17 protein-coding genes and 1 tRNA gene are annotated in these 19581 nt (G+C 64.8%); 13 read left to right on the plus strand and 5 right to left on the minus strand.

Annotated features, from left to right (window positions below; all coding sequences use genetic code 11):
- Positions 1-531: 531 nt before the first annotated feature.
- Together AC3WLD_RS15000 and AC3WLD_RS15005 are read right to left on the minus strand one after the other, a co-directional pair.
- Entirely contained in the window at positions 532-1848 is a 1317-nt protein-coding gene (locus tag AC3WLD_RS15000; protein ID WP_492557782.1) for an FAD-dependent oxidoreductase, read from the minus strand.
- A 69-nt stretch (positions 1849-1917) separates the two neighbouring features.
- On the minus strand, positions 1918-2736 hold the full coding sequence (locus tag AC3WLD_RS15005; RefSeq protein WP_492557783.1) for an alpha/beta fold hydrolase: 819 nt from the start codon (positions 2734-2736) through the stop codon (positions 1918-1920).
- Positions 2737-2914: 178 nt separating this feature from the next.
- On the opposite strand from AC3WLD_RS15005, the gene AC3WLD_RS15010 reads away from it, so the two are divergent.
- The 9 genes from AC3WLD_RS15010 to AC3WLD_RS15050 all read left to right on the plus strand — a co-directional run bounded on the left by AC3WLD_RS15010 (position 2915) and on the right by AC3WLD_RS15050 (position 12454).
- Complete coding sequence (locus tag AC3WLD_RS15010) at positions 2915-5608, plus strand: EAL domain-containing protein (RefSeq protein WP_492557784.1); 2694 nt, start codon at positions 2915-2917, stop codon at positions 5606-5608.
- A 61-nt stretch (positions 5609-5669) separates the two neighbouring features.
- Positions 5670-6347 (plus strand): helix-turn-helix domain-containing protein, encoded by a 678-nt coding sequence (locus AC3WLD_RS15015; protein WP_492557785.1) that lies wholly within the window; start codon positions 5670-5672, stop codon positions 6345-6347.
- Between the two features lie 221 nt (positions 6348-6568).
- On the plus strand, positions 6569-7447 hold the full coding sequence (locus AC3WLD_RS15020; protein WP_492557786.1) for a diguanylate cyclase domain-containing protein: 879 nt from the start codon (positions 6569-6571) through the stop codon (positions 7445-7447).
- Between the two features lie 32 nt (positions 7448-7479).
- Complete coding sequence (locus tag AC3WLD_RS15025) at positions 7480-7869, plus strand: hypothetical protein (RefSeq protein WP_492557787.1); 390 nt, start codon at positions 7480-7482, stop codon at positions 7867-7869.
- 230 nt (positions 7870-8099) lie between these two features.
- Complete coding sequence (gene lepA / locus AC3WLD_RS15030; protein ID WP_492557788.1) at positions 8100-9917, plus strand: translation elongation factor 4; 1818 nt, start codon at positions 8100-8102, stop codon at positions 9915-9917.
- 189 nt (positions 9918-10106) lie between these two features.
- Positions 10107-10634, plus strand: a complete 528-nt coding sequence (locus tag AC3WLD_RS15035; protein WP_492557789.1) for an ATPase — start codon at positions 10107-10109, stop codon at positions 10632-10634.
- Positions 10634-10816, plus strand: a complete 183-nt coding sequence (locus tag AC3WLD_RS15040) for a hypothetical protein (protein ID WP_492557790.1) — start codon at positions 10634-10636, stop codon at positions 10814-10816. The genes AC3WLD_RS15035 and AC3WLD_RS15040 overlap by 1 nt, the downstream gene beginning before the upstream one ends.
- A gap of 108 nt (positions 10817-10924) precedes the next feature.
- The gene (locus AC3WLD_RS15045) at positions 10925-11665 is read left to right on the plus strand and encodes a class I SAM-dependent methyltransferase (protein WP_492557791.1); all 741 of its coding nucleotides are present in this window, start codon (positions 10925-10927) and stop codon (positions 11663-11665) included.
- 171 nt (positions 11666-11836) lie between these two features.
- Positions 11837-12454: a hypothetical protein gene (locus AC3WLD_RS15050; protein WP_492557792.1), complete on the plus strand. Its 618-nt coding sequence runs from the start codon at positions 11837-11839 to the stop codon at positions 12452-12454.
- Positions 12455-12676: 222 nt separating this feature from the next.
- Here the strand turns inward: AC3WLD_RS15050 and AC3WLD_RS15055 are convergent, their stop codons facing one another.
- The 3 genes from AC3WLD_RS15055 to AC3WLD_RS15065 form a co-directional block, all read right to left on the minus strand.
- Positions 12677-12871 (minus strand): hypothetical protein, encoded by a 195-nt coding sequence (locus tag AC3WLD_RS15055; protein WP_492557793.1) that lies wholly within the window; start codon positions 12869-12871, stop codon positions 12677-12679.
- Between the two features lie 320 nt (positions 12872-13191).
- The gene (locus AC3WLD_RS15060) at positions 13192-13896 is read right to left on the minus strand and encodes a hypothetical protein (protein WP_492557794.1); all 705 of its coding nucleotides are present in this window, start codon (positions 13894-13896) and stop codon (positions 13192-13194) included.
- A gap of 260 nt (positions 13897-14156) precedes the next feature.
- Positions 14157-16124: an alkyl/aryl-sulfatase gene (locus AC3WLD_RS15065; protein ID WP_492557795.1), complete on the minus strand. Its 1968-nt coding sequence runs from the start codon at positions 16122-16124 to the stop codon at positions 14157-14159.
- Positions 16125-16373: 249 nt separating this feature from the next.
- Between AC3WLD_RS15065 and AC3WLD_RS15070 the strand changes: the two genes are divergently transcribed.
- The 4 genes from AC3WLD_RS15070 (at position 16374) to AC3WLD_RS15085 (ending at position 19177) form a co-directional block, all read left to right on the plus strand.
- The gene (locus AC3WLD_RS15070; RefSeq protein ID WP_492557796.1) at positions 16374-16922 is read left to right on the plus strand and encodes a peroxiredoxin; all 549 of its coding nucleotides are present in this window, start codon (positions 16374-16376) and stop codon (positions 16920-16922) included.
- 101 nt (positions 16923-17023) lie between these two features.
- On the plus strand, positions 17024-17512 hold the full coding sequence (locus tag AC3WLD_RS15075; protein WP_492557797.1) for a 2'-5' RNA ligase family protein: 489 nt from the start codon (positions 17024-17026) through the stop codon (positions 17510-17512).
- Between the two features lie 72 nt (positions 17513-17584).
- A tRNA-Met gene (locus AC3WLD_RS15080) sits at positions 17585-17661 on the plus strand.
- A gap of 190 nt (positions 17662-17851) precedes the next feature.
- Positions 17852-19177, plus strand: a complete 1326-nt coding sequence (locus tag AC3WLD_RS15085) for a tyrosine-type recombinase/integrase (protein WP_081095415.1) — start codon at positions 17852-17854, stop codon at positions 19175-19177.
- Positions 19178-19581: the final 404 nt, after the last annotated feature.

Raw genomic sequence — 19581 nt, forward strand, 5'->3', positions numbered from 1 at the left:
CGGGTCGGTGCGGGCGGCGGCACGTGTCGTGGGGATGGCGCGGGAGACCGCCTACCGGCTGCGGCGGCGGGCCGGGGCGGAGAGTTTCGCCGCCGCGTGGGACCGCGTGGCCGGGCGCGGGGACGCCGGACAGCGGAAGGTCACACACGGGGCGCTCGGACTGCGCGCGCAGGGCGGGCTGGTGCGCCCGGTGGTGCATCGCGGGTTGCTCGTCGCGCTAGAGCCAAGATCCTGTAACAGCTCGCTTTTGCGGCTGCTGGCACGGTTCGATCGGCTCTGCCGGGGGCGCGATCCGGGGTGGGGCGGGGGCGGTGCGCTGCCGGCCGGTTTCGCGTCAACTTGGGGGCTAGCTGCTTCCTCTGAACCCGTCAGCCCTGAGCTTGTCGAAGGACAGCCCTTTCTGCGGGCGCTGCGGAAGGAAAAACGGCCCTTCGACAGGCTCAGGACGAGCGGAGTTTAATATGCAGGTCATTTCCCCGTCCACCCGAACCCGTTCGTGCTGAGCTTGTCGAAGCACGTGCTGCCGGCCGCTCACCCCTTGGCCCGGATCATCTCGGCGATGTCGACGAACTTTTCGCGCGGGGCGCCTTCGCGGGCGCGGGCGGCTTCGGCTTCCTCGATCCGCTTCCAGTCGCGGAAGGTGACGATGTCGAGCCCGCGCTGCTCGGCCAGTGCGTCGAAGCCGGGGCGGCCCTGCTTGCCGCCGTGGCCGAGCGCGCCCGAGGCGAGGTCCTCGGCGATCTTCTCGATGACCCCGAAGCCGTCGGGGCGGTTGGTGCCGATCGTGCCGGAGGGGCCGCGCCGCGACCAGCCGACGCAGTACAGCCCCGGCAGGATGCGGCCTTCGTCGTTGGCGAAGCGCCCCTGCCGCTCGTCGAACGGCACGCCGGGGATCGGCGAGGTCTGGTAGCCGATGCAGGAGACCACGAGATCGGCCGGGATTTCATAGAACTCGCCGGTCCCGACGGCGCGGCCGCCCTCGAGCTTCGTCCGCTCGACCTCGACCGCCTCGACCCGGCCTTCGCCGAGCAGCGCCTTGGGCGCGGCGAAGAAGTCGAACTCCACCTCGAGCGGCAGGTCGGCGCGGTGGCTTTCGGGGATCGCGGCGAACGAGCGGAGGTGGGTGACCGACTTGCGGATGCCGGGTTCGAGCAGCGCGTCCTCGCCCTCTTCCGGAAGGTCGGCGGGATCGACGCGCGGCGCGGCGCGGCTGAGGTGGCCGAGCTCGCCCAGCTCCTTGGGCGTCATCATGATCTGGTGCGGCCCGCGCCGGCCGAGGATGACAATGCGCTCGAGCTTGGAGCCCATCAGCCGGTCGAGCGCGTGGGCGACGATGTCGCTGCCGCCGAATTCCTCGCGGGTCTTGGAGAGGATGCGCGTCACGTCGAGCGCGACGTTGCCCATGCCGATGACCACCGCGGTCCTGCCCGTCAGGTCGGGGGCGAGCTCGGCGAACTCCGGGTGGCCGTTGTACCAGCCGACGAAGGCCGCCGATCCGAACACGTTGGCGAGGTGGTCGCCGGGCATCTCCAGCGGCCGGTCGCGCGGCGCCCCGGTGGCAAGGACCACCGCGTCGTACAGCTCGCCGAGCTCGGCGATCGAGACGTCCCGCCCGACCATGACGTTGCCGACGAAGCGGACATTGTCGGACAGCGCGGTCGCCTCGTAGCGGCGGGAGACGGCCTTGATCGACTGGTGATCGGGCGCGACGCCGAAGCGGATCAGGCCGTAGGGGACCGGCAACATGTCGAAAATGTCGACCCTGACTTCGTCGCCCCACTGCTTCTGGGCGGCTTCGGCGGTGTAGTATCCCGCCGGCCCCGACCCGATGATCGCGATATGCCGCATGCGCTCTCCAGCCTGTCGTTTGGGCGGGATGCTATCGCCTTGACGGCAAAAGGGAAGCGCTATGCCGGGTTATTCCCCAGCCTGTGGGCTGTCGAGGAATTCGCCAAGCAATCGGGTGAACCGTGCGCGCTGCGACAGGAGAAACAGGTGCCCGCCGCGCTCGAACATTTCGAGCCGTGCGCGAGGAATCGCACAGGCCAGCGCCTGGACGTTGGCGGGCGGGACGATCTGGTCGTCCTCCCCGCCCATGACCAGCACCGGCAGGTCGAGCAGCGGCAGGAACGGCAGGCTCGACCACAGCGAGAAGGCCGCGAGCTGGTAGCTCCAGCCGAGCGGCGAGGGCGGGCGGGCGGCGTTGAGCGACACCGGATCGTCCGAACCGCCGCCGTTGTAAAGCGCGGCGAGGTTGCGCTTGAGCGTCTTCTCGACGGTGTACTCGCGCGGGTCGAGCAGGTGGCGCAGAACCGAAAGGTTGCCCGGGACCATCGTCACGCCCGCGCTCGTGGCGACAAGCACGAGGCGGCGGGTGCGATGGCGGTGCTGGAACGCGAACTGCTGGGCGAGCGCGCCGCCCCAGCTCATCCCCATGATGTCGGCCTGCTCGATACCGAAGTGGTCGAGCACCGCGGCAGCGACCAGCGCCATCGAGGGCATGGTGTAGGGCACGATCGGATCGGGCGAGCCGCCGATCCCGGGCATGTCGAAGCCGACGATCCGCCGACCCGGGAACGCGGCGGCCACGGGCTCGAACAGCTCGAGGTTCATCCCGATGCCGGTGAGGAGCAGCAGCGGGGCGCGGTCCGCCGGAGCGTCGGCGTGCCACTCGGCCGCCCGCAAGCGCCGTCCGCCGACGCCGATCATGCTGTATTGCGCGGTCGGTTCCGCCATCTGCGCCATGCCCCCGGAGTGCCAGAGCGACGCCTCTAGCACCTTCGCAGGTGCAGCAAAAGGCTAACCATCGATAACCATCCGGCCCTGCCCGGAGCGCCGAAATCACGGCAGGGCGATGATGTTATGGCCGGACGCCTTAACCGTTTCTCAAATCTGCAGGGCGTAGCGTCCGGCCATGTCCGCGCACATGCCGCCGTTGTCCGAGGGGCAGGATCCGCCCACCCCGGTTCCGGGACGCGACTTCGCGCGTACGCATCGCCGCGTCGAGCGGATCTCCGGCGCCGCCCCCGAGGACCAGTTCTTCAAGTTCACCGGCCGCGACGAAGAGCGGCTCGTGGCCCGCGAATGGCCGCAGGTCGCGCTCATCATCGCGGTCATGGCGATCGCGCTGTGCCTTGTTTCGGGAAGCGTCCCGCCGGTGGTTCCGGCGATCCTGCTGATCCCGTCGTTCCTGCTCGCCGGCTCGACTCACCTCGTCAGCGACATCGAGCGGCGCTTCGCCAGCGGCACCGGGCAGCGGATGCTGGTGATGGGTCTTGTCGTGGCCCTGCCGCTGTTCCTGTTCGGGACGGCAATCGGCCTGTGGTGCGTCGAAGGCAGCCTGCCGTGGAGCTATGGGCTGTCGGCGCTGGTCGTACTCGTCCTCGTTGCGACGGTGATCGAATCCGGTCGGCTGGCAGGCATGATCGCGGTGCAGGTGGCGTTGTGGACCGGGGTCACGTGTGTGACCAGCACGATGGGCGGATTTATCTCGATCGGGATCGGCTCGGTTATCGGGCTCGTCGCCTACATCCGCCAGTCCGACGTCGACGCGAAGCTGCGCCAAAAGGTCGATTACGAGGAACGCATCCGCAACCGCGCGCAAGAAATCCTCGCCGACTACGAGGAGACCGGACAGGGCTGGTTCTGGGAGACCGACCGGCGCGGGGCGCTGACCTATCTCTCGTCGCCGGTCGCGGCCATCGTCGGCAAGCGGGTCGAGGAGCTGATCGGCCGCCCGTTCACCGAACTGTTCGACCTGCGCGAGCAGTCGGGCGAGGGCGAGCGGACCCTGGCGTTCCACCTCTCCGCGCGCTCCTCGTTCACCGACCTCGCGGTCCGGGCCGCCTGCCCGGACGAGGAGGAGCGCTTCTGGTCGATCACCGGTCGCCCTGCCTTCGATGCCTTCAACAACTTTCAGGGCTTCCGCGGTTCGGGCGCAGACCTGACCGAGAAGCGCCGGTCGCAGGAGCACGCCAGCCGGCTCGCCCACTTCGACTCGCTGACCGGACTGTCCAACCGCTTCCGCATGTCGCAGACGCTGGAAAAGATCCTCACCGCGCCGCAGCTTCACCACCGGGCCTGCACGGTCTTCCTGCTCGACCTCGACCGCTTCAAGCAGGTCAACGACACGCTCGGGCATCCGGCCGGCGACAGCCTGCTCAAGCAGGTCGCCCAGCGGCTGGAGCGGGTGATCGGCAAACAGGGCCGGGTCGGTCGTTTGGGCGGTGACGAGTTCAAGGTCATCCTCCCCGGCAAGATCGACCGCGCCCAGCTCGGCCATCTCGCCGGGCAGGTGATCGAAAGCCTGTCGCAGCCCTACTCGATCGAGGGCAGCCGGGTGATGATCGGTGCCTCTGTCGGGATCGCGCTCGCCCCGGACGACGGGGTGACCAGCGAGGCCCTGATCCGCAATGCCGACCTGGCGCTCTATGCCGCCAAGGACGGCGGCCGCGGGCGGTTTCATTTCTATGCTCCCGATCTCCATTCCGACGCCGAGGAACGGCGCAAGATGGAAGAGGACTTGCGCGATGCGGTCGCGAACGGCGGGCTCGAGCTCTATTACCAGCCGGTGGTCCACACCTCGACCGAGAAGATCACCGGATTCGAGGCCCTGCTGCGGTGGAAGCATCCGCAGCTCGGCTGGATCAGCCCGGACAAGTTCATCCCGATCGCCGAGGACGCCGGACTGATCGCGGTGATCGGAGAGTGGGCGCTGCGCAACGCCTGCCAGCACCTCGCCGAATGGCCGGAGAACGTCCGAGTTGCGGTCAACGTCTCGCCGCTGCAGTTCGCCAATCCGTCGTTGCCGGCCATTGTCACCAACGCCCTGGCCCAGGCCCAGGTCGCGCCCGAACGGCTTGAGCTGGAGATTACCGAAAGCGTCTTCCTCAACGACGACGACGGCACCGAGGCGATGTTCAAGGCGCTCAAGGCGATCGGCGTCCGCCTTGCGCTCGACGATTTCGGCACCGGCTATTCCTCGCTCGGCTACCTGAAGACCGCGCCGTTCGACAAGATCAAGATCGACCAGGGCTTCGTGCGCGGCGCGACCCAGCCGGGCAGCCGCAATGGCGCGATCATCGCCTCGATCGTCAGCCTTGCCGAGGCTCTGGGGATGGAGACGACCGCGGAAGGGGTCGAAACGCTCGACGAGCTCGACCTGATCCGGATGCTCGGGGTCAGCCATGTCCAGGGCTATATTTACGAGCGACCGCTGTCCGCTGCGAACGCCACGACACGGCTCGCGACGGGACTCATCGCCATCGCCCAAGGACCGCGTTCGTCGCGGGCGCACCGCCAGTCGATGCTGCGCAAGGTCGAGATGGAGCACGGTGGCCACCGCTACCACGGGATGATCCGCAACATCTCGCAGACCGGGGCGCTGATCGAAGGGCTGTGGAACGTGCCGGCGGGGACCATCTTCCGCGTCGCCCTGTCCGACGGCCACATTGTCACCGCGACGACCCGGTGGAGCACCGAGGACCGGATGGGCGTCGAATTCTCGATGCCGCTGCGGCTGGACGAGGACGGCCGCATCGCCGCCGTCGCCGGGCGCGCGCAGCAGGTCGTGTCCGAAGCACCGGTCGTCCAGCGCAAAGTCGGTTAACCCATTCTTCTAACGCGAACTTAACCAGTTGGGCGCGACTCCATGGGCCAAGGAGACGCGCATGGCGATTGACGGGCATTTCGAGACACGTGCCGACGCGGCTGCGGCAGACAATCCGCGCCAGCCGCGCCGCACGGTGCGGCTCGAAGCGCGCGGCAAGACGGCGGCCGGCGAGGCGCAGGTGACCATCCATAACCTCTCGGCAAGCGGGGCACTGCTCGAGTCCGCCACGCCGCTGGAGCCGGGCGAGACCATCGCCATCGACCTTCCCGAAGCAGGAGAAGTCCCGGCCGAAGTGGTCTGGGCGAGCGGGCGGCTGTTCGGCTGCGCGTTCCTCACCCCCGTCTCGCAAGCGGTACTGAGCGCGGCGCAGCTGCGCAGTGCCGTCGGCGCGTCGCCCGAACTCACTTCTGCTACGCGGATCGCAGGGCGCAGTGCGGCGGCGGTTCTGGGCAGTCGCATCCAGGCATTGCGCCGCGAGCGAGGGCTGACGCTGTCCGAACTCGCCCGGCGGCTGGGCGTCAGCAAGCCAACCGTGTGGGCGTGGGAGCAGGGCAAGGCGCGTCCGGTCGATGCCCGGATCGCACCCCTCGCCGAGGTTCTGGGCGTCGATGCGCAGACGCTGGTGCTCGGCTCCGGGGAGGGCGGGGGAAGTGAGCTCGTTGCCCGCGCACGTAACCAGATTGCGGCCGCGTTCGGGGTCCAGGGCGACCGCGTGCGCATCATGATCGACCTGTGAGAAGGCTAACATAAAGCAATCTTGCGATGGTCCGTGCAAAAACTGCTTCCAACTACGGGAACTCACCGGTATCCATTAAAGGCAATGAGAATCAGATAGTTAGACGGATTAGCTAACGCCGCTTACGATCTGCCTCCCATTGCGTGAAGGGGCAAAAGGAGGCGTCTTGCCGGATTTGCGGCGGGGCGGACTCCGGGGTCGTAACCGGGGAATCGTTGCGAATGGATCTGTCTTTCACGCCCCAGGAAGGGGCGGCGCTGTATGGACTGCTGGCTGACGACACGAGCGATGTGATCCTGCGTACCGACGCGGGCGGTTTCATCCGCCACGCCTCGGCCGCCATCGCCAGCCTCGGGCTCCCCCCGTCGGACGAGCTTTTCGGTCGCCACCTCGTCGATCTCGTCCAGCCCGGCCACGCCCGCGCGCTGCGGGCCAAGCACCGGCTCGTCTCGGCCGGGGCCGAGGATCCGAGCTGGACCGAGTTTCCCGCCCGCTGCGCCGATGGCGGCGAGCACTGGTTCGAGATCCGCATGCGCGCGGTGAAGGGCGAGGACGAGGCCTGCGGCGTGCTTTCGGTGATGCGCAGCATCGAGGAGAGGAAGGCGTTCGAGCGCCGCCTGTTCGTCGCGACGATGACCGACCCGCTGACCGGCCTGTCCAACCGCGCCGCCTGCACCGCGATGCTCCGCCACCTGATCGACGATGCCGAACCCGGGTGCCTGGCGATCTTCGACATCGATCACTTCAAGGCCATCAACCTGACTTACGGCCACTCGGTCGGCGATGATGTCCTGATCGCTTTCGCCAGCTTCCTCAAGGCCTCCTTGCGCGAGAAGGACATCATCAGCCGGATCGGCGGGGAAAGCCTCGGCGTGATCCTCTCCGGCGCAGACCCGGCGCAGGCCGCGGCACTGTGCCGGCGCATCGTCGCCAGCATCGCCGAGCTCGGCGGGCAGGGCGGACCGGCCATCCCCATCACCGCCAGCGCCGGCGTGGCGCGGATCGGCACGTCGGTCGACGACACCATCCGCCGCGCCGAGATGGCGCTCGCGCTGGCCAAGGCCAAGGGCCGCAACCGGCTGGAACTCGAAGCCGCGTGAGCCTATTCTGCCCCGACGCGGGGAGGGGGCGGATGACAAAGGAGCAAGTCAAGGCGCTGCGGCTGCAACGGTTGATCGGTGCGGTGTTCCTGAGTCTGGGTGGATGGAGCCTCATCGCCCCGGGTAGCGTGATCGCCCTGACGGTGCGGCACGAGCACCAGTCCGACAGCCTTCTGGCCCTCGTTGCGATGGGCGCTTTCGGAGCGCAGGCGTGCATCGCCGGGCTGTTCGCGATGACGGCGCGTTTCACCGCTGCGACGTTCCTTGCCTACGCCGTGGCGCTGATGCCGTTCTTCGTGTTCGACTGGTGGTTCTATTTTGTCGAGCCGTTGTTCAACGCGCTCATCCTGCTCGACGTTGCCGGCAATGCCGTGATGCTGGCTCTGTGCATTCGGGGCTGGGGACTGCTGCGGCACCCGTAATCGACGCTATTCGCTGTCCTACATGACTGCAGGGAGCTAGGTCCTCGATCCGGTCTTTGAAATCGTCGGCGCAGTGATTTCCCTGCATCCGTGCAACCCTGTCCGGGCTCAGCCAAGTGTCAGAATTTCAAGGGAAAGCATCGGTTACGCCAGGGTGACACGTGTCACCCTGTGTAACCCTCCGGACCGCCCCGGATGACATTGCCGCGCGCCCCTGCTAACGGCGCGGCATGATGGACATGGCCCGCATTCGCAACTTCTCGATCATTGCCCACATCGACCATGGCAAGTCGACCCTGGCCGACCGGCTGATCCAGTTCACCGGCGGCCTCTCGGAGCGCGAGATGTCGGCGCAAGTCCTTGATAACATGGACATCGAGAAGGAGCGCGGGATCACCATCAAGGCGCAGACGGTGCGCCTTGCCTACACCGCGCAGGACGGGCTCGAGTACGAGCTCAACCTCATGGACACCCCCGGCCACGTCGACTTCGCGTATGAGGTCAGCCGCTCCCTCGCCGCCTGCGAGGGCGCGCTGCTGGTGGTCGACGCCGCGCAGGGGGTCGAGGCGCAGACGCTCGCCAACGTCTACCAGTCGATCGAGCACGACCACGAGATCGTCCCCGTCATCAACAAGATCGACCTCCCCGCCGCCGAGCCCGAGAAGGTCAAGGCCGAGATCGAGGACATCATCGGCCTCGACGCCAGCAACGCGGTGCTGACCAGCGCCAAGTCCGGCATCGGCATCGCCGAGGTGCTCGAGGCCGTCGTTACCCGCATCCCCCCGCCCACGGGCGACCGCGCCGCGCCGCTGAAGGCGATGCTGGTGGACTCGTGGTACGACCCCTACCTCGGCGTGGTCATCCTCGTCCGGGTGATCGACGGGTCGATCCGCAAGGGCCTCCAGGTCAAGTTCATGGCCGGCGGCACCGAACACCTGATCGACCGCGTCGGCTGCTTCACCCCCAAGCGCGTCGACCTGCCCGAGCTCGGCCCCGGCGAGATCGGCTTCATCACCGCGCAGATCAAGGAAGTCGCCCAGGCCCGCGTCGGCGACACCATCACCACGGTCAAGCAGGGCGCGAGCGAGCCGCTGCCCGGCTTCAAGGAAGTCCAGCCGGTGGTGTTCTGCGGCATCTTCCCCACCGACGCCGCCGATTTCGAGAAGCTGCGCGAAAGCATCGCCAGGCTCCGCCTCAACGACGCGTCGTTCAGCTTCGAGATGGAATCGAGCGCGGCACTCGGCTTCGGCTTCCGCTGCGGGTTCCTCGGCCTCTTGCACCTCGAGATCATCCAGGAGCGCCTCTCCCGCGAATACGACCTCGACCTCATCACCACCGCCCCCTCGGTCGTCTACCGCATCCAGCTGCGCAAGAGCAAAACCGAGGATGCCCGCGAGATCCTCCTCCACAACCCGGCCGACTACCCCGATCCCAGCCGGATCGAGCAGATCGACGAGCCGTGGATCAAGGGCACGATCTACACGCCCGACGAATACCTCGGCTCGATCCTCAAGCTCTGCCAGGACCGCCGCGGGGTGCAGACCGGCCTCACCTACGTCGGCGGCCGCGCCCAGGTGACCTACGAGCTGCCGCTCAACGAAGTGGTGTTCGATTTCTACGACCGCCTCAAGAGCATCAGCCGCGGCTACGCCAGCTTCGACTACGAGCAGATCGGCCTGCGCGAGGGCGACCTCGTCAAGATGAGCATCCTCGTCAACAACGAGCCGGTCGACGCGCTCTCGATGATCGTCCACCGCAGCGCCGCCGAGGCGCGCGGCCGCCACATGTGCGAGCGACTGAAAGACCTCATCCCCCGCCACCTCTTCAAGATCCCGATCCAGGCCGCGATCGGCGGCAAGGTCGTCGCCCGCGAGACAATCAGCGCGATGCGCAAGGACGTGACCGCGAAGTGCTATGGCGGCGACATCACCCGGAAGAAGAAGCTGCTGGAAAAGCAGAAGAAGGGGAAGGCGCGGATGCGGGAGTATGGGAACGTGTCGATCCCGCAGGAGGCGTTCATTGCAGCGCTGAGGATGGGGGAAGAATAAGATCCTCCCCCACCGGGGGAGGGGGACCACCCGAAGGGTGGTGGAGGGGGCCCGCGGTTTACGCGGCATTTGATTGGTTCACGCGGAGACGCGGAGACGCGGAGGGGGATCACCTCCAGACGGCAGATTTGGCCGCAAGCCCGGGACAAAAGTCTCGCGCAAAGCTCGCAACTCCCGCAAAGAGGCAGCATGGCAGATCCCGCCACCAAACAGATCATTATTATCGCCGGCCCCAACGGCGCGGGCAAAACCACCTTCGCGCGCTCGTTCCTGCCCGAAGAGGCCGGCCTGCCCCGGTTCATCAATGCCGACCTGATCGCCGCCGGTCTCGCGCCATTCGCGCCGGAGACTGCGGCGGTCCGGGCCGCCCGCCTGATGCTGGAAGAAATCGCCGCATGCGTGGCCCGGCGCGAGAGCTTCGCGTTGGAGACCACGCTGTCAGGCCACGGGTACCTGCGCCAGATCAGGCATTGGCGATCGCTCGGCTACCAAGTCAGCATCTATTTTCTTAGCCTGCCGGATGCCGAGACGGCGATCGAGCGCGTCGCCTTGCGCGTGCGGCAGGGCGGTCACCATATCCCTGAAGCCGTGATCCGCCGGCGGTTTGCGAGTGGGCTGGACAACTTCCACCGCCACTACAAGCTGGCGGCCGACGACTGGGTGCTGTACGACAACAGCGGCGTGGCCCCAGTGATGCTGGAATGGGGACAAAGGTGATGGACCGAACGGAACTTTCTCAAGCCCGGAACCCGAAACTGCAGGCATCGCTGGCGGCAATCACCCGCGCCGCCGACCTTGCGCGACGGACGGCGATTCAGACGGAGACAGGGATAGTCGTGGTGATGGGCGGGAAGCGGATGCACATTTCCGCCGATCAACTGCGCAGGCAGAGCGCGTAGCCTGTTCTGACGGCGCGTTTCGGGATTTAGTAACCTGTCACCGTAATCACACTGTCACCGTAATCCCAGATCTTCATCAAAAATTGTATTCGGATACCTCTATAGGCTATGTCAATCAAAAAAACTGATCCGTTCAATCAGAAAATTCTCGTTAACGCGAGAATGAACGGACAACTATTGCCAGTGAAAATTGTGGCGCCAGCCGTTAATCTTCTTGCAGAAATAAAGGACAAGGTGGCAAAAGTTCTTGGGGGTAGAATCGGTCAAGATTTGAACATTCCTTCGTTACCACCTCAAGGATATTGCCAAAAGTACTCCTTGGATTTTTCGCGTTCATACTTTTTCAAAAATACTTTTAAATGCTTGATTGCACTAGAGGTGTTTCGTGAAAGATTAAAAAACTTAATGCCATTTTACGACCTTGGCTGTGGATCTGGGGCTTTTAGTTTCGCCCTTGCTATGCGTTTCCCTGAAGTAAAGATTATTGGTATTGATAAATCTCTAGATCAATTAGATATTGCGGAGAGTTTAAGGCTGGGATTATCAATCGGCAATGTGCATTTTCAAGTTGGGAATGTATCAGATTTTGATAGCGATGATAAAGTTTGCTTTTCTTCCTATGGCTTATCTGAAGCTGCTATTGAGCATGTGGATATTTATTCTCTTATAGCTAGATCTAAGTCCTTTATTTTGATAGATCATCCAAGGTTTATTAAGGGGCTGGAGTTCTATTTCAACAGTATATCTATAAATGTGCGGACCGGGATGGTAAATTTCAGTATCGATGGAGATGCAGAAGGTCTGATAGAAGGTTCTGGTGGAACATTTGCATATCTGATAAAAAATTAGTTAGCTCTAAAACGCGGCGATCGGTCGCAGATATTGAATTACAGGTAGTTGCTTAGGGGGGTACAGATGGTATTGGGATGGCTTGCTAGGTGCTGGGCGGCAGGCCAGAGCGCATGGCGAAATTTGCGCCAAGTTTTGGCAACCATTGTCCTCGTGGTCCTTTTTCTAATTGTGGCATTCTCGGCTTGGGTGGGGTCGGTGGATCCTACTGGCTTCGGGTTGCTCGACCAAAGTGGTGCAGCTCTATGGAATCGCTTGGGCCCTATAGTTTCTTTAATTTTTGTCCTTTTTAAGCCGATTTGGGATGCTGCGAAGGGTGACGGGCATCTCAGACATTATGTCGTATCTGGTTACGACAAAACAGATATGAAGAAGATGGCGGAGTTTATGAGTGGAGCCGACCGAGTAATGATATACTCTGGCGACTTCAGCTATATTTATGATCATGAGCCTCTATATAATATTTTAAAAGATCTATCGAGTCGTGGTAATTTAACCTTTATATCGTACAAATCGAAGACTGTCGTCAAAGATAGCTCTGATGGCGCAAGAGGTCAGCGCGATTGCATAATCGATATACTCGAAAGTTCGGCAAAGATCAAATATGATGTGACCGGTGAAGCAAAGTACTCAATAATTTACAGGCAAGGAGAGGAAGTTTTGCTTTATAGACACCGGAACGAGAGTGGTGATTTTATAACAGTTCTTCGCGCTAACAATGGTATGGCGAAGCGCCTTATTGACATAATCAGAACATTGACTGAGACAATTTTTTCGAAATTTCCATGATCTTTGGATTTTGGAAGTTTCAAAAATTGCGTCTGTGTCTCAAAGTCATTTCTGGGCGGAATTCTTCGCTCAATAACGTGTTTAAGGTCGATGGATGACCGTTCTATCTCGCTCGCCGCAATCCCAACCTTCACGGAGATTTTGAGGTTTCTTCTTAACCGCCGTTACTTTGACGTTCGAAAGATGCGGCGGGTAGTCGGGGAATTGCTGCGCGGAACAACCTCACCCCATCCGCCCCGCCTCCACATGTGCCAGCCAGTCCGCCGCGTGTTCCAGCGCGCGGGCCTCTCCGTCGTAGGCGGGGCCGCGGGCGCGGGTGGGGTGTCGGGGGCGGGCGGGTCTCGGCTCGGGCGCGTGGCGGGTGAAGGCGGGGTCGCCGGTCTTCAGCGCGTCGTCGGGGAGCAGGCGGAGGGTCATGGGGTTGGGCCTTTCTGTTTGGGGGGGATTTCCGGTGTTTTCCAAATTCCGCTTGTCCTGAGCTTGCCTGTCCTCGCGGAGGCGGGGGTCGAAGGATCGTCCTTGTTCTTAGCTGGCGCGTGGCCGCAAGAAGGACTGTCCTTCGACAGGCTCAGGACGGGCGGTTTTATGGCGGGGTGCGTTCACGGGGTGCCCCTCCACCACCCTTCGGGTGGTCCCCCTCCCCCAAGGGGGAGGATACCCCTCCACCACGCTTCGCGTGGTCCCGCTGTGGCCCAAGGGCCACGCCTGCGGCTCCCCCCGGTGGGGGAGGATCTGGGTCAGTCCTCTTCGGGGGCGCCCAGGGCGAGGGGTGGGGTTTGCTCGTGGGCGGCGCGGTCGCGGGCGAGGGATTCCTCGTAGCGGCGCTGGAGTTCGCGGGTCTCGTCGCTCATCGCGGCTTCTTCCTCGGCGCGGCGGGCGAGGACGCGCTGCTTGATCTCCTCGACCTTGCGGTCGATGCTGGCGCGCACCGTCCTGACGTCGGTAAAGGTCTCCGCCTCCCACTCCTTGCGCCACTGCTTCTTGAGCTTGGCCAGCTCCTGCCGGGTGGGGGCGTCGTGGTTCAACGCGTCGGCGCGGAAGCGTTTGCTCGCGCGGTTGCGGAGGAGGAACATCAGCAGGCGGTCGTTGTACACGCGCCGCGCGCCGACCACCGCGCCGAAGTGGTAGACCGGCACCTCGACCCCGTGGAGCGCGCGTTCCATCGCGACGTCCTCCAGGCGCTGGATGCCGAGCTTGAGCGCGGCCTCCCAGGCCTTGCGGAAGCTTTCGGCCTCGGGCTGGCGGCGCAGGTAGTACGCGCCGACGCTGCTCATGTTGACCGCCTTGGCGGCGGAGGCGACGCTGCCGGTATCGGCCAGCGCCTCGATGAAGGCGCGCTGGCGCTCTTCGGTCCAGCCATCATGCCGGCTGGTCTGGCGGGGGACGGGGAGGAATTCAGGCAGCGTGCCGCGGGCGGGCTTGCGGCGGGACTTGTCGATCATCGGCGGCTCCCGGGCTGGAGGGAGCCGGTCAAGTGGACCGGATCGGGGGCTGTAGGACAGCGTTTTTTGCACCACACCCCGCGCGTCCCCGCGCAGGCGGGGACCTCTCCCTCCCTGCGCCCCCGCGAAGGCGGGGGCCTCCCGCGGTTTACGGTCCGCATGGAGGATGGAGGTCCCCGCCTTCCGGCCATTGGCCGGAAGTTTATCCTGAGCGGCCGGCCTGCCGGCCAGCCGAAGGGCGGGGACGCGGCGGGTGGTGTTTATGGCTCCGCGATGTTGAACGCCCCCGGAAGCGGATCGAGCGCGTCGGCGAGGGCCTGGACGGCGGCGGCGTCGCCCTCGACCTTGAGCCCGGCGGCCTGGAGTGCGCTGAGCGGCATCTTGAGGAACAGGAGCGCGAGGACCAGCCGGCGCGGGCCGGTGAGAGTGGCGTCGGGGGTGCCGGAAAGCGTGCCGGGGCGGCCGATCATGACGCTCGTCCCCGCCTCGATCCCGGCGCTCTCGTCGCGGTCGGTGAGGACGAGCTGGATGCGCACCGGCCGCGCCAGCTTCGCCGGATCGAACCGCGTCGCCGCGCTGTCGAGCAGCAGGGGGGTGGGGACGGCGGCGATCAGCTCGTTCTGCGCGACGCTGCTGCCGGCCGCCGGCTTGCCCGCGCGCAGCTCGGCCGCGGCGGAGAGGAACTGGTTGCGCCAGATCGCGCTCTCCGCCTGGTAACCCTGCTGCTCGAAGCTGTCCGCCAGCAGCGCGCGGGCCTGGGCGTTGGCGGGCTCAGCGAACACGAGCTGGCTGAGCAGGTCGCTCGACCAGCGGTAATCCCCCGCCGCCATCGCCTTGCGGGCAAGGCCGAGCACCTTCTTCGCGCCGCCCATCGCCGCGATCATGCGCTTCGCCCGCTCCGCCGGCGGCCACGGCTGGAGGTTCGCCGGGTTGGCGTCGTACCAGCCGAGGTAGAACTGGTAGACCGCCTTGGCGTTGTGGCTGTAGGTGCCGTAGTAGCCGTGGTTGAACCACTGCGCGCCGATGGCGTCCGGCTGGCTGACCTCTTCCGCGATCTCGTCCATCGTCTCGCCCCGGTTCATGGCGCGGACCGTCTGGTCGTGGAGGTAGCGGTAATTGTCGCGCTGCGCCTCGAGCATCCGCACCCCCGCCGCCGTGCCGAAGCGCGGCCAGCAGTGCGAGGAGATCACCGCGTCGCTCCTCGGCGCATAGACCCGCGCCGCCTCGTCGAGATAGGCCGCCCACGCCCGCGCATCGCGGACCTTGGCCCCGCGCGGGGTGAGGATGTTGTGGAGCGTGCAGGCCGCGATCTCGGCGGCGAGGAAGGTGCGCGCCGGGGCGACGTAGACGTTCATCTCCGAAGGCGCCTCGCTGCCCGAGACCATCTGGAATTCGAGCGCCACCCCGTCGACGGTGCGGGTCTCGCCGGTTTTCGCGATCGTGTCGGTCGGCGCGATGAGGGTGATCTCGCCCACCGGGATCGCCGCGCCGATGCCGCTGCCGATCCGCCCCTGCGGCCCCGGCGGCACCGGCCCGCCGAACTGGTACGCCGCGCGCCGGCCCATCGCCGCGCCGGCCATGACGTTCTCGCTCGCCGCTTCCTCGGTGAAATGCGCCGGCGCGATCACTGCGACCTTGCCGGCGGCAACGTCCTTCTCGTCGACCACCCCGCGCACCCCGCCAAAGTGGTCGGAGTGGCTGTGGCTGTAGATCACCGCGACCACCGGGCGCGTACCCAGCTTCTCGTTGACCAGCGCAAGCGCCGCCGCCGCGGTCTCCTTCGTGGTCAGCGGATCGATCAGGATCCAGCCGGTCGCCCCGGCGACCACGGTCATGTTCGAGACGTCGAACCCGCGCACCTGCCACACCCCGTCGGCGACCTGGAACAGCCCGTTGGCCTTCAGCAGCCCCATGTGCCGCCACAGGCTGGGGTTGACCGTGGGCGGGGCATCGCCCGTCACGAAGTCGTAGGCGGAAAGGTCCCACACGACGTGGCCGTCGGCCCCCCGGATCACCGGGTCGGCGCGGGTGGCGACGAAGCCGCGCCGCGCAAACTCCTGGTCCTCGCCGGTTTCCGCAGGCAGGCCCGCCGCGCCCCGGCCCTGTGCTTCGACCGTGGCGGGCGAGGCGGGCTTCGGCCCCTCGGCCAGCGCGCCGGCGGTCCACGAAAGCGATGCGGCCACGGCAAGCACGGCCACGCCGCGCAGCAGCGAATTGATCCCGGTCATTGTCCTCTCCCTGTTATTGACATCAGTGTAACCGGGCTGCGGCGCACGGCAAGCACCTGTTGACCGTGCCGCCGCATCACCAGGGAACCGGGAGCGCCGCATGGATTGGCGAGGGGACAGCGATCCGCCGTGATGATCGTCGCAAGCGATCAATAAGAGTGGATCAATGCATTTTGCAGATCAACAGGTAGCACCCATATGAGCCTGCGAGGGCGCTGCCCGCCAGTTCATCCCTATCGGAGAAAAAGCATGATCGACCGTCCAATCCCCGACGTCACCCTCAAGACCCGCGTCCGCGACGAGACCGTCGACGGGCCCAACCCGTTCCGCTGGCAGGATTTCAAGGTCCGCGACGAGTGGGCCGGCAAGCGCATCGTCGTGTTCTCGCTGCCCGGCGCGTTCACCCCGACCTGCTCGAACTCGCAGTGCCCGGGCTATGAGCAGGCCTATGACCGGTTCAGGGAGCTCGGCGTCGACGAGGTCTACTGCATCAGCGTCAACGACGCGTTCGTGATGTACCAGTGGGGCAAGAACCTCGGCCTCGAGAAGGTCAAGCTGCTCCCCGACGGTTCGGGCGACTTCACCCGCCGCATGGGCATGCTGATCGACAAGTCGCATCTCGGCTTCGGCATGCGCTCGTGGCGCTATGCGATGATCATCGAGGACAACAAGGTCGTCGAATGGTTCGAGGAGCCGGGGATCAACGACGTCGGCAGCGACGCCGACCCTTACGGCGAGACCGCGCCCGAGAAGATCCTCGAATCGCTCGAGGCCCGCGCCGCCAAGAAGGCTGCGTGACCCCTGACAAGGCAGGCGGCGGCGCATCCCCTCCGTCGCCGCCTGCTGTCCCGCCGCTCCATTCTCCCTCTTCCTCCCGGAGCGGCGGGAACCCCTTCATCGTGACTGCCGAGCTTCCGCCCGACCTGCTGGCCTGGGCGGATGCGCTGCGGCGCGCGCATTTCCCGCCCGAACGCAATCACCTGACGGCGCACGTGACGCTGTTTCACGCCTTCGCCCCGTCGCTGCGCGAGGAACTGCGCGGCGTGCTCGCCCGCATCGCCACCGAAAATCCGCCGCCGCCGGCCAGGCTCGACGGCCTGATGAATCTCGGCCGCGGCACCGCTCTCGCGATCTTCTCACCTGCCATGCTGGCACTGCGCAAGGAAATCGCCGACCACTTCCACGGTGCCCTGACCGCGCAGGACCAGCACAAGCCCCGGCTCCACATCACCATCCAGAACAAGGTGACCGCCGAGGCGGCGAGGGCGCTCCAGAGCAGCCTCGCCCCGACCCTGCGCCAGCGTGATTTCGCCTTCACCGGACTCGGTTTGCACATCTACCACGGCCCCCACTGGGAAGCCGCCGGAACATGGAAATTTCGCGGCTGAAAGGCGTTGACCACCCGAGGCGCGGCGACTAATGGACCGGCCTTGCCTCGCGGGCCCCGCCCGCAGCCACGGGGCGGAGTAGCTCAGTTGGTTAGAGCAGCGGAATCATAATCCGCGTGTCGGGGGTTCAAGTCCCTCCTCCGCTACCAACCCGGATTGTCCACCAGTGACCCACTGAGGCCACTGGCAGACATTTTTCGAGGAAAATCAAATATTTTTCGCGTCCCGTTGCGTACGCCGGCGTCCCGGTGCGACCGGCTGCGGCCACCCACGGCGATTTGGATTGGGGGTATTTTGGGGGTATTTTTCGGCTGTCCCCAAAACAGGCGATACCCCCAGATGGCTTTGAAAGAACTTGAGGTCAAATACGCCACCAAGCGGCAGCGCCCCTACAAGCTGTCCGATGGAGAAGGCCTGCACCTGCTCGTCCAGCCGAACGGATCGAAGCTCTGGCGCCTGAAATACCGCTTCGACGGCAAGGAAAAACTGCTGAGCTTCGGCAAATATCCGACCGTCACGCTGGCGATCGCCCGCGAGAAGCGGACCGAAGCCAAGCGGCTGCTCGATCAGGGTGAGGACCCCGCCGAGGCCAGGAAGCGGGCGAAGAAGCAGAGGGCCGCGCTCAAGCTGTTCGAAGAGATTGCGCGGGCCTGGCACGCCAATCGTATTGAAGGGCTGGACTCGGCCCATGCCCTGCGCGTCATCAACCGGATGGAGCGCGACGTCTTTCCGGTCATCGGGAAGCGTCCGATCACGGAAATCGACCCGCCCGAGATTCTCGAGATGATCCGCGCGGTCGAAGCGCGCGGCGCCCTCGATATCGCCCGTCGCCTCAAGCAGAACGTCAGCCAGATCTATCGCTTCGCGATCGCGAGCGGCTGGGCGACCATCGATCCGACGCTCGGCCTCAACGATGCGCTCAAGCCCAAGCCGCCCGTCAGGCACATGGCGCGCGTGCCGCTCGCGGAGTTTCCGAAGCTGGTGCGAGCGATCTTCGCCTATGACGGCGAGGACACGCCGCGCCGCCGCGAGATCACCCGTGACGCGCTGCTGTTCACCTTGCTCACATGGGTCCGAACCAGCGAAACCCGCTTCGCGGCCAGGGACGAGTTCGAGGATCTCTATGGACCGAACCCGCTATGGCGTCTGTCGCCGGAGCGCATGAAGATGGAACGTGAGCATCTTGTTCCGCTGTCCCGCCAGGCCGCAATGATCGTTCAGCGCCGCTTGCAGGCGACGAACGATGCGTTCCTCTTTCCCGGAGCCAAGCCTGGAAAGTCTATTTCCGAGAACACCATGATCTATGCCTGTTATCGGATGGGGTATCTCCATCGGCAGACGGTACATGGGTTTAGGGGGCTCGGCTCGACCTGGGCGAACGAAGCCGAACGCTACAAGCCGGATTGGATCGAGATGGCGCTCGCTCACGAGGACGAGGATGAGGTGCGCGGCGCTTACAACAGTGCGCTCTATCTCACACCGCGAAGGCGGATGCTCCAAGACTGGGCCGACGTGATCGACGCGGCAACCGCAGTGTCGAATGTCGAGAAGAATCCTATCGAGTTCTCACAATTCATGCGCTGTTCCGCTCCCATCCAGCACCTGCCACCAAGCGACCAGAGACAGCCGTATTGGCAACGCCCCCTTCGGGCGGCTTCGCGATGAGCCTCAAAAGTCAGAACCGCCGATTTAGAGGCGCGGTTTTCTGCCATAGTTGTTAGAAATATCAGCTACTTAGATGCATCCGCGAATAGTAGAATGAACTCCAAGAAACCGTATCTCACTACATCTCATCATAGCTGATTCCCCTTGCAACTCGACAAGGGAAACCGCCGGGACCGCCAATTACGCCGATACATCGTCTGGAAGGGCTCGATTGGGGCGAGCAGAACGCGCGCATCCGTCCCGATGGACGCGCTCAGCGTGACTAATTCAATGAAATATATGGGGTTATTTGCGTCGCCACGAAGCGTCAGCGGTGCAGGCTCATCAGTCCTTAATCAATGAGTGGGAGGAATAGTTCGCCAACAAATTGAATTGGACGATGAGCCCCAAGGCGCGGCAAATGG

It is taken from the genome of Novosphingobium sp. FW305-C-111, assembly GCF_058783565.1.

Coding starts and splice junctions, on each gene's coding strand:
- AC3WLD_RS15000 (WP_492557782.1), bottom strand. CDS start 1,848: ATGCGGCATATCGCGATCATCGGGTCGGGGCCGGCGGGATACTACACC.
- AC3WLD_RS15005 (WP_492557783.1), bottom strand. CDS start 2,736: ATGGCGGAACCGACCGCGCAATACAGCATGATCGGCGTCGGCGGACGG.
- AC3WLD_RS15010 (WP_492557784.1), top strand. CDS start 2,915: ATGTCCGCGCACATGCCGCCGTTGTCCGAGGGGCAGGATCCGCCCACC.
- AC3WLD_RS15015 (WP_492557785.1), top strand. CDS start 5,670: ATGGCGATTGACGGGCATTTCGAGACACGTGCCGACGCGGCTGCGGCA.
- AC3WLD_RS15020 (WP_492557786.1), top strand. CDS start 6,569: ATGGATCTGTCTTTCACGCCCCAGGAAGGGGCGGCGCTGTATGGACTG.
- AC3WLD_RS15025 (WP_492557787.1), top strand. CDS start 7,480: ATGACAAAGGAGCAAGTCAAGGCGCTGCGGCTGCAACGGTTGATCGGT.
- lepA (WP_492557788.1), top strand. CDS start 8,100: ATGATGGACATGGCCCGCATTCGCAACTTCTCGATCATTGCCCACATC.
- AC3WLD_RS15035 (WP_492557789.1), top strand. CDS start 10,107: ATGGCAGATCCCGCCACCAAACAGATCATTATTATCGCCGGCCCCAAC.
- AC3WLD_RS15040 (WP_492557790.1), top strand. CDS start 10,634: ATGGACCGAACGGAACTTTCTCAAGCCCGGAACCCGAAACTGCAGGCA.
- AC3WLD_RS15045 (WP_492557791.1), top strand. CDS start 10,925: ATGTCAATCAAAAAAACTGATCCGTTCAATCAGAAAATTCTCGTTAAC.
- AC3WLD_RS15055 (WP_492557793.1), bottom strand. CDS start 12,871: ATGACCCTCCGCCTGCTCCCCGACGACGCGCTGAAGACCGGCGACCCC.
- AC3WLD_RS15060 (WP_492557794.1), bottom strand. CDS start 13,896: ATGATCGACAAGTCCCGCCGCAAGCCCGCCCGCGGCACGCTGCCTGAA.
- AC3WLD_RS15065 (WP_492557795.1), bottom strand. CDS start 16,124: ATGACCGGGATCAATTCGCTGCTGCGCGGCGTGGCCGTGCTTGCCGTG.
- AC3WLD_RS15070 (WP_492557796.1), top strand. CDS start 16,374: ATGATCGACCGTCCAATCCCCGACGTCACCCTCAAGACCCGCGTCCGC.
- AC3WLD_RS15085 (WP_081095415.1), top strand. CDS start 17,852: ATGGCTTTGAAAGAACTTGAGGTCAAATACGCCACCAAGCGGCAGCGC.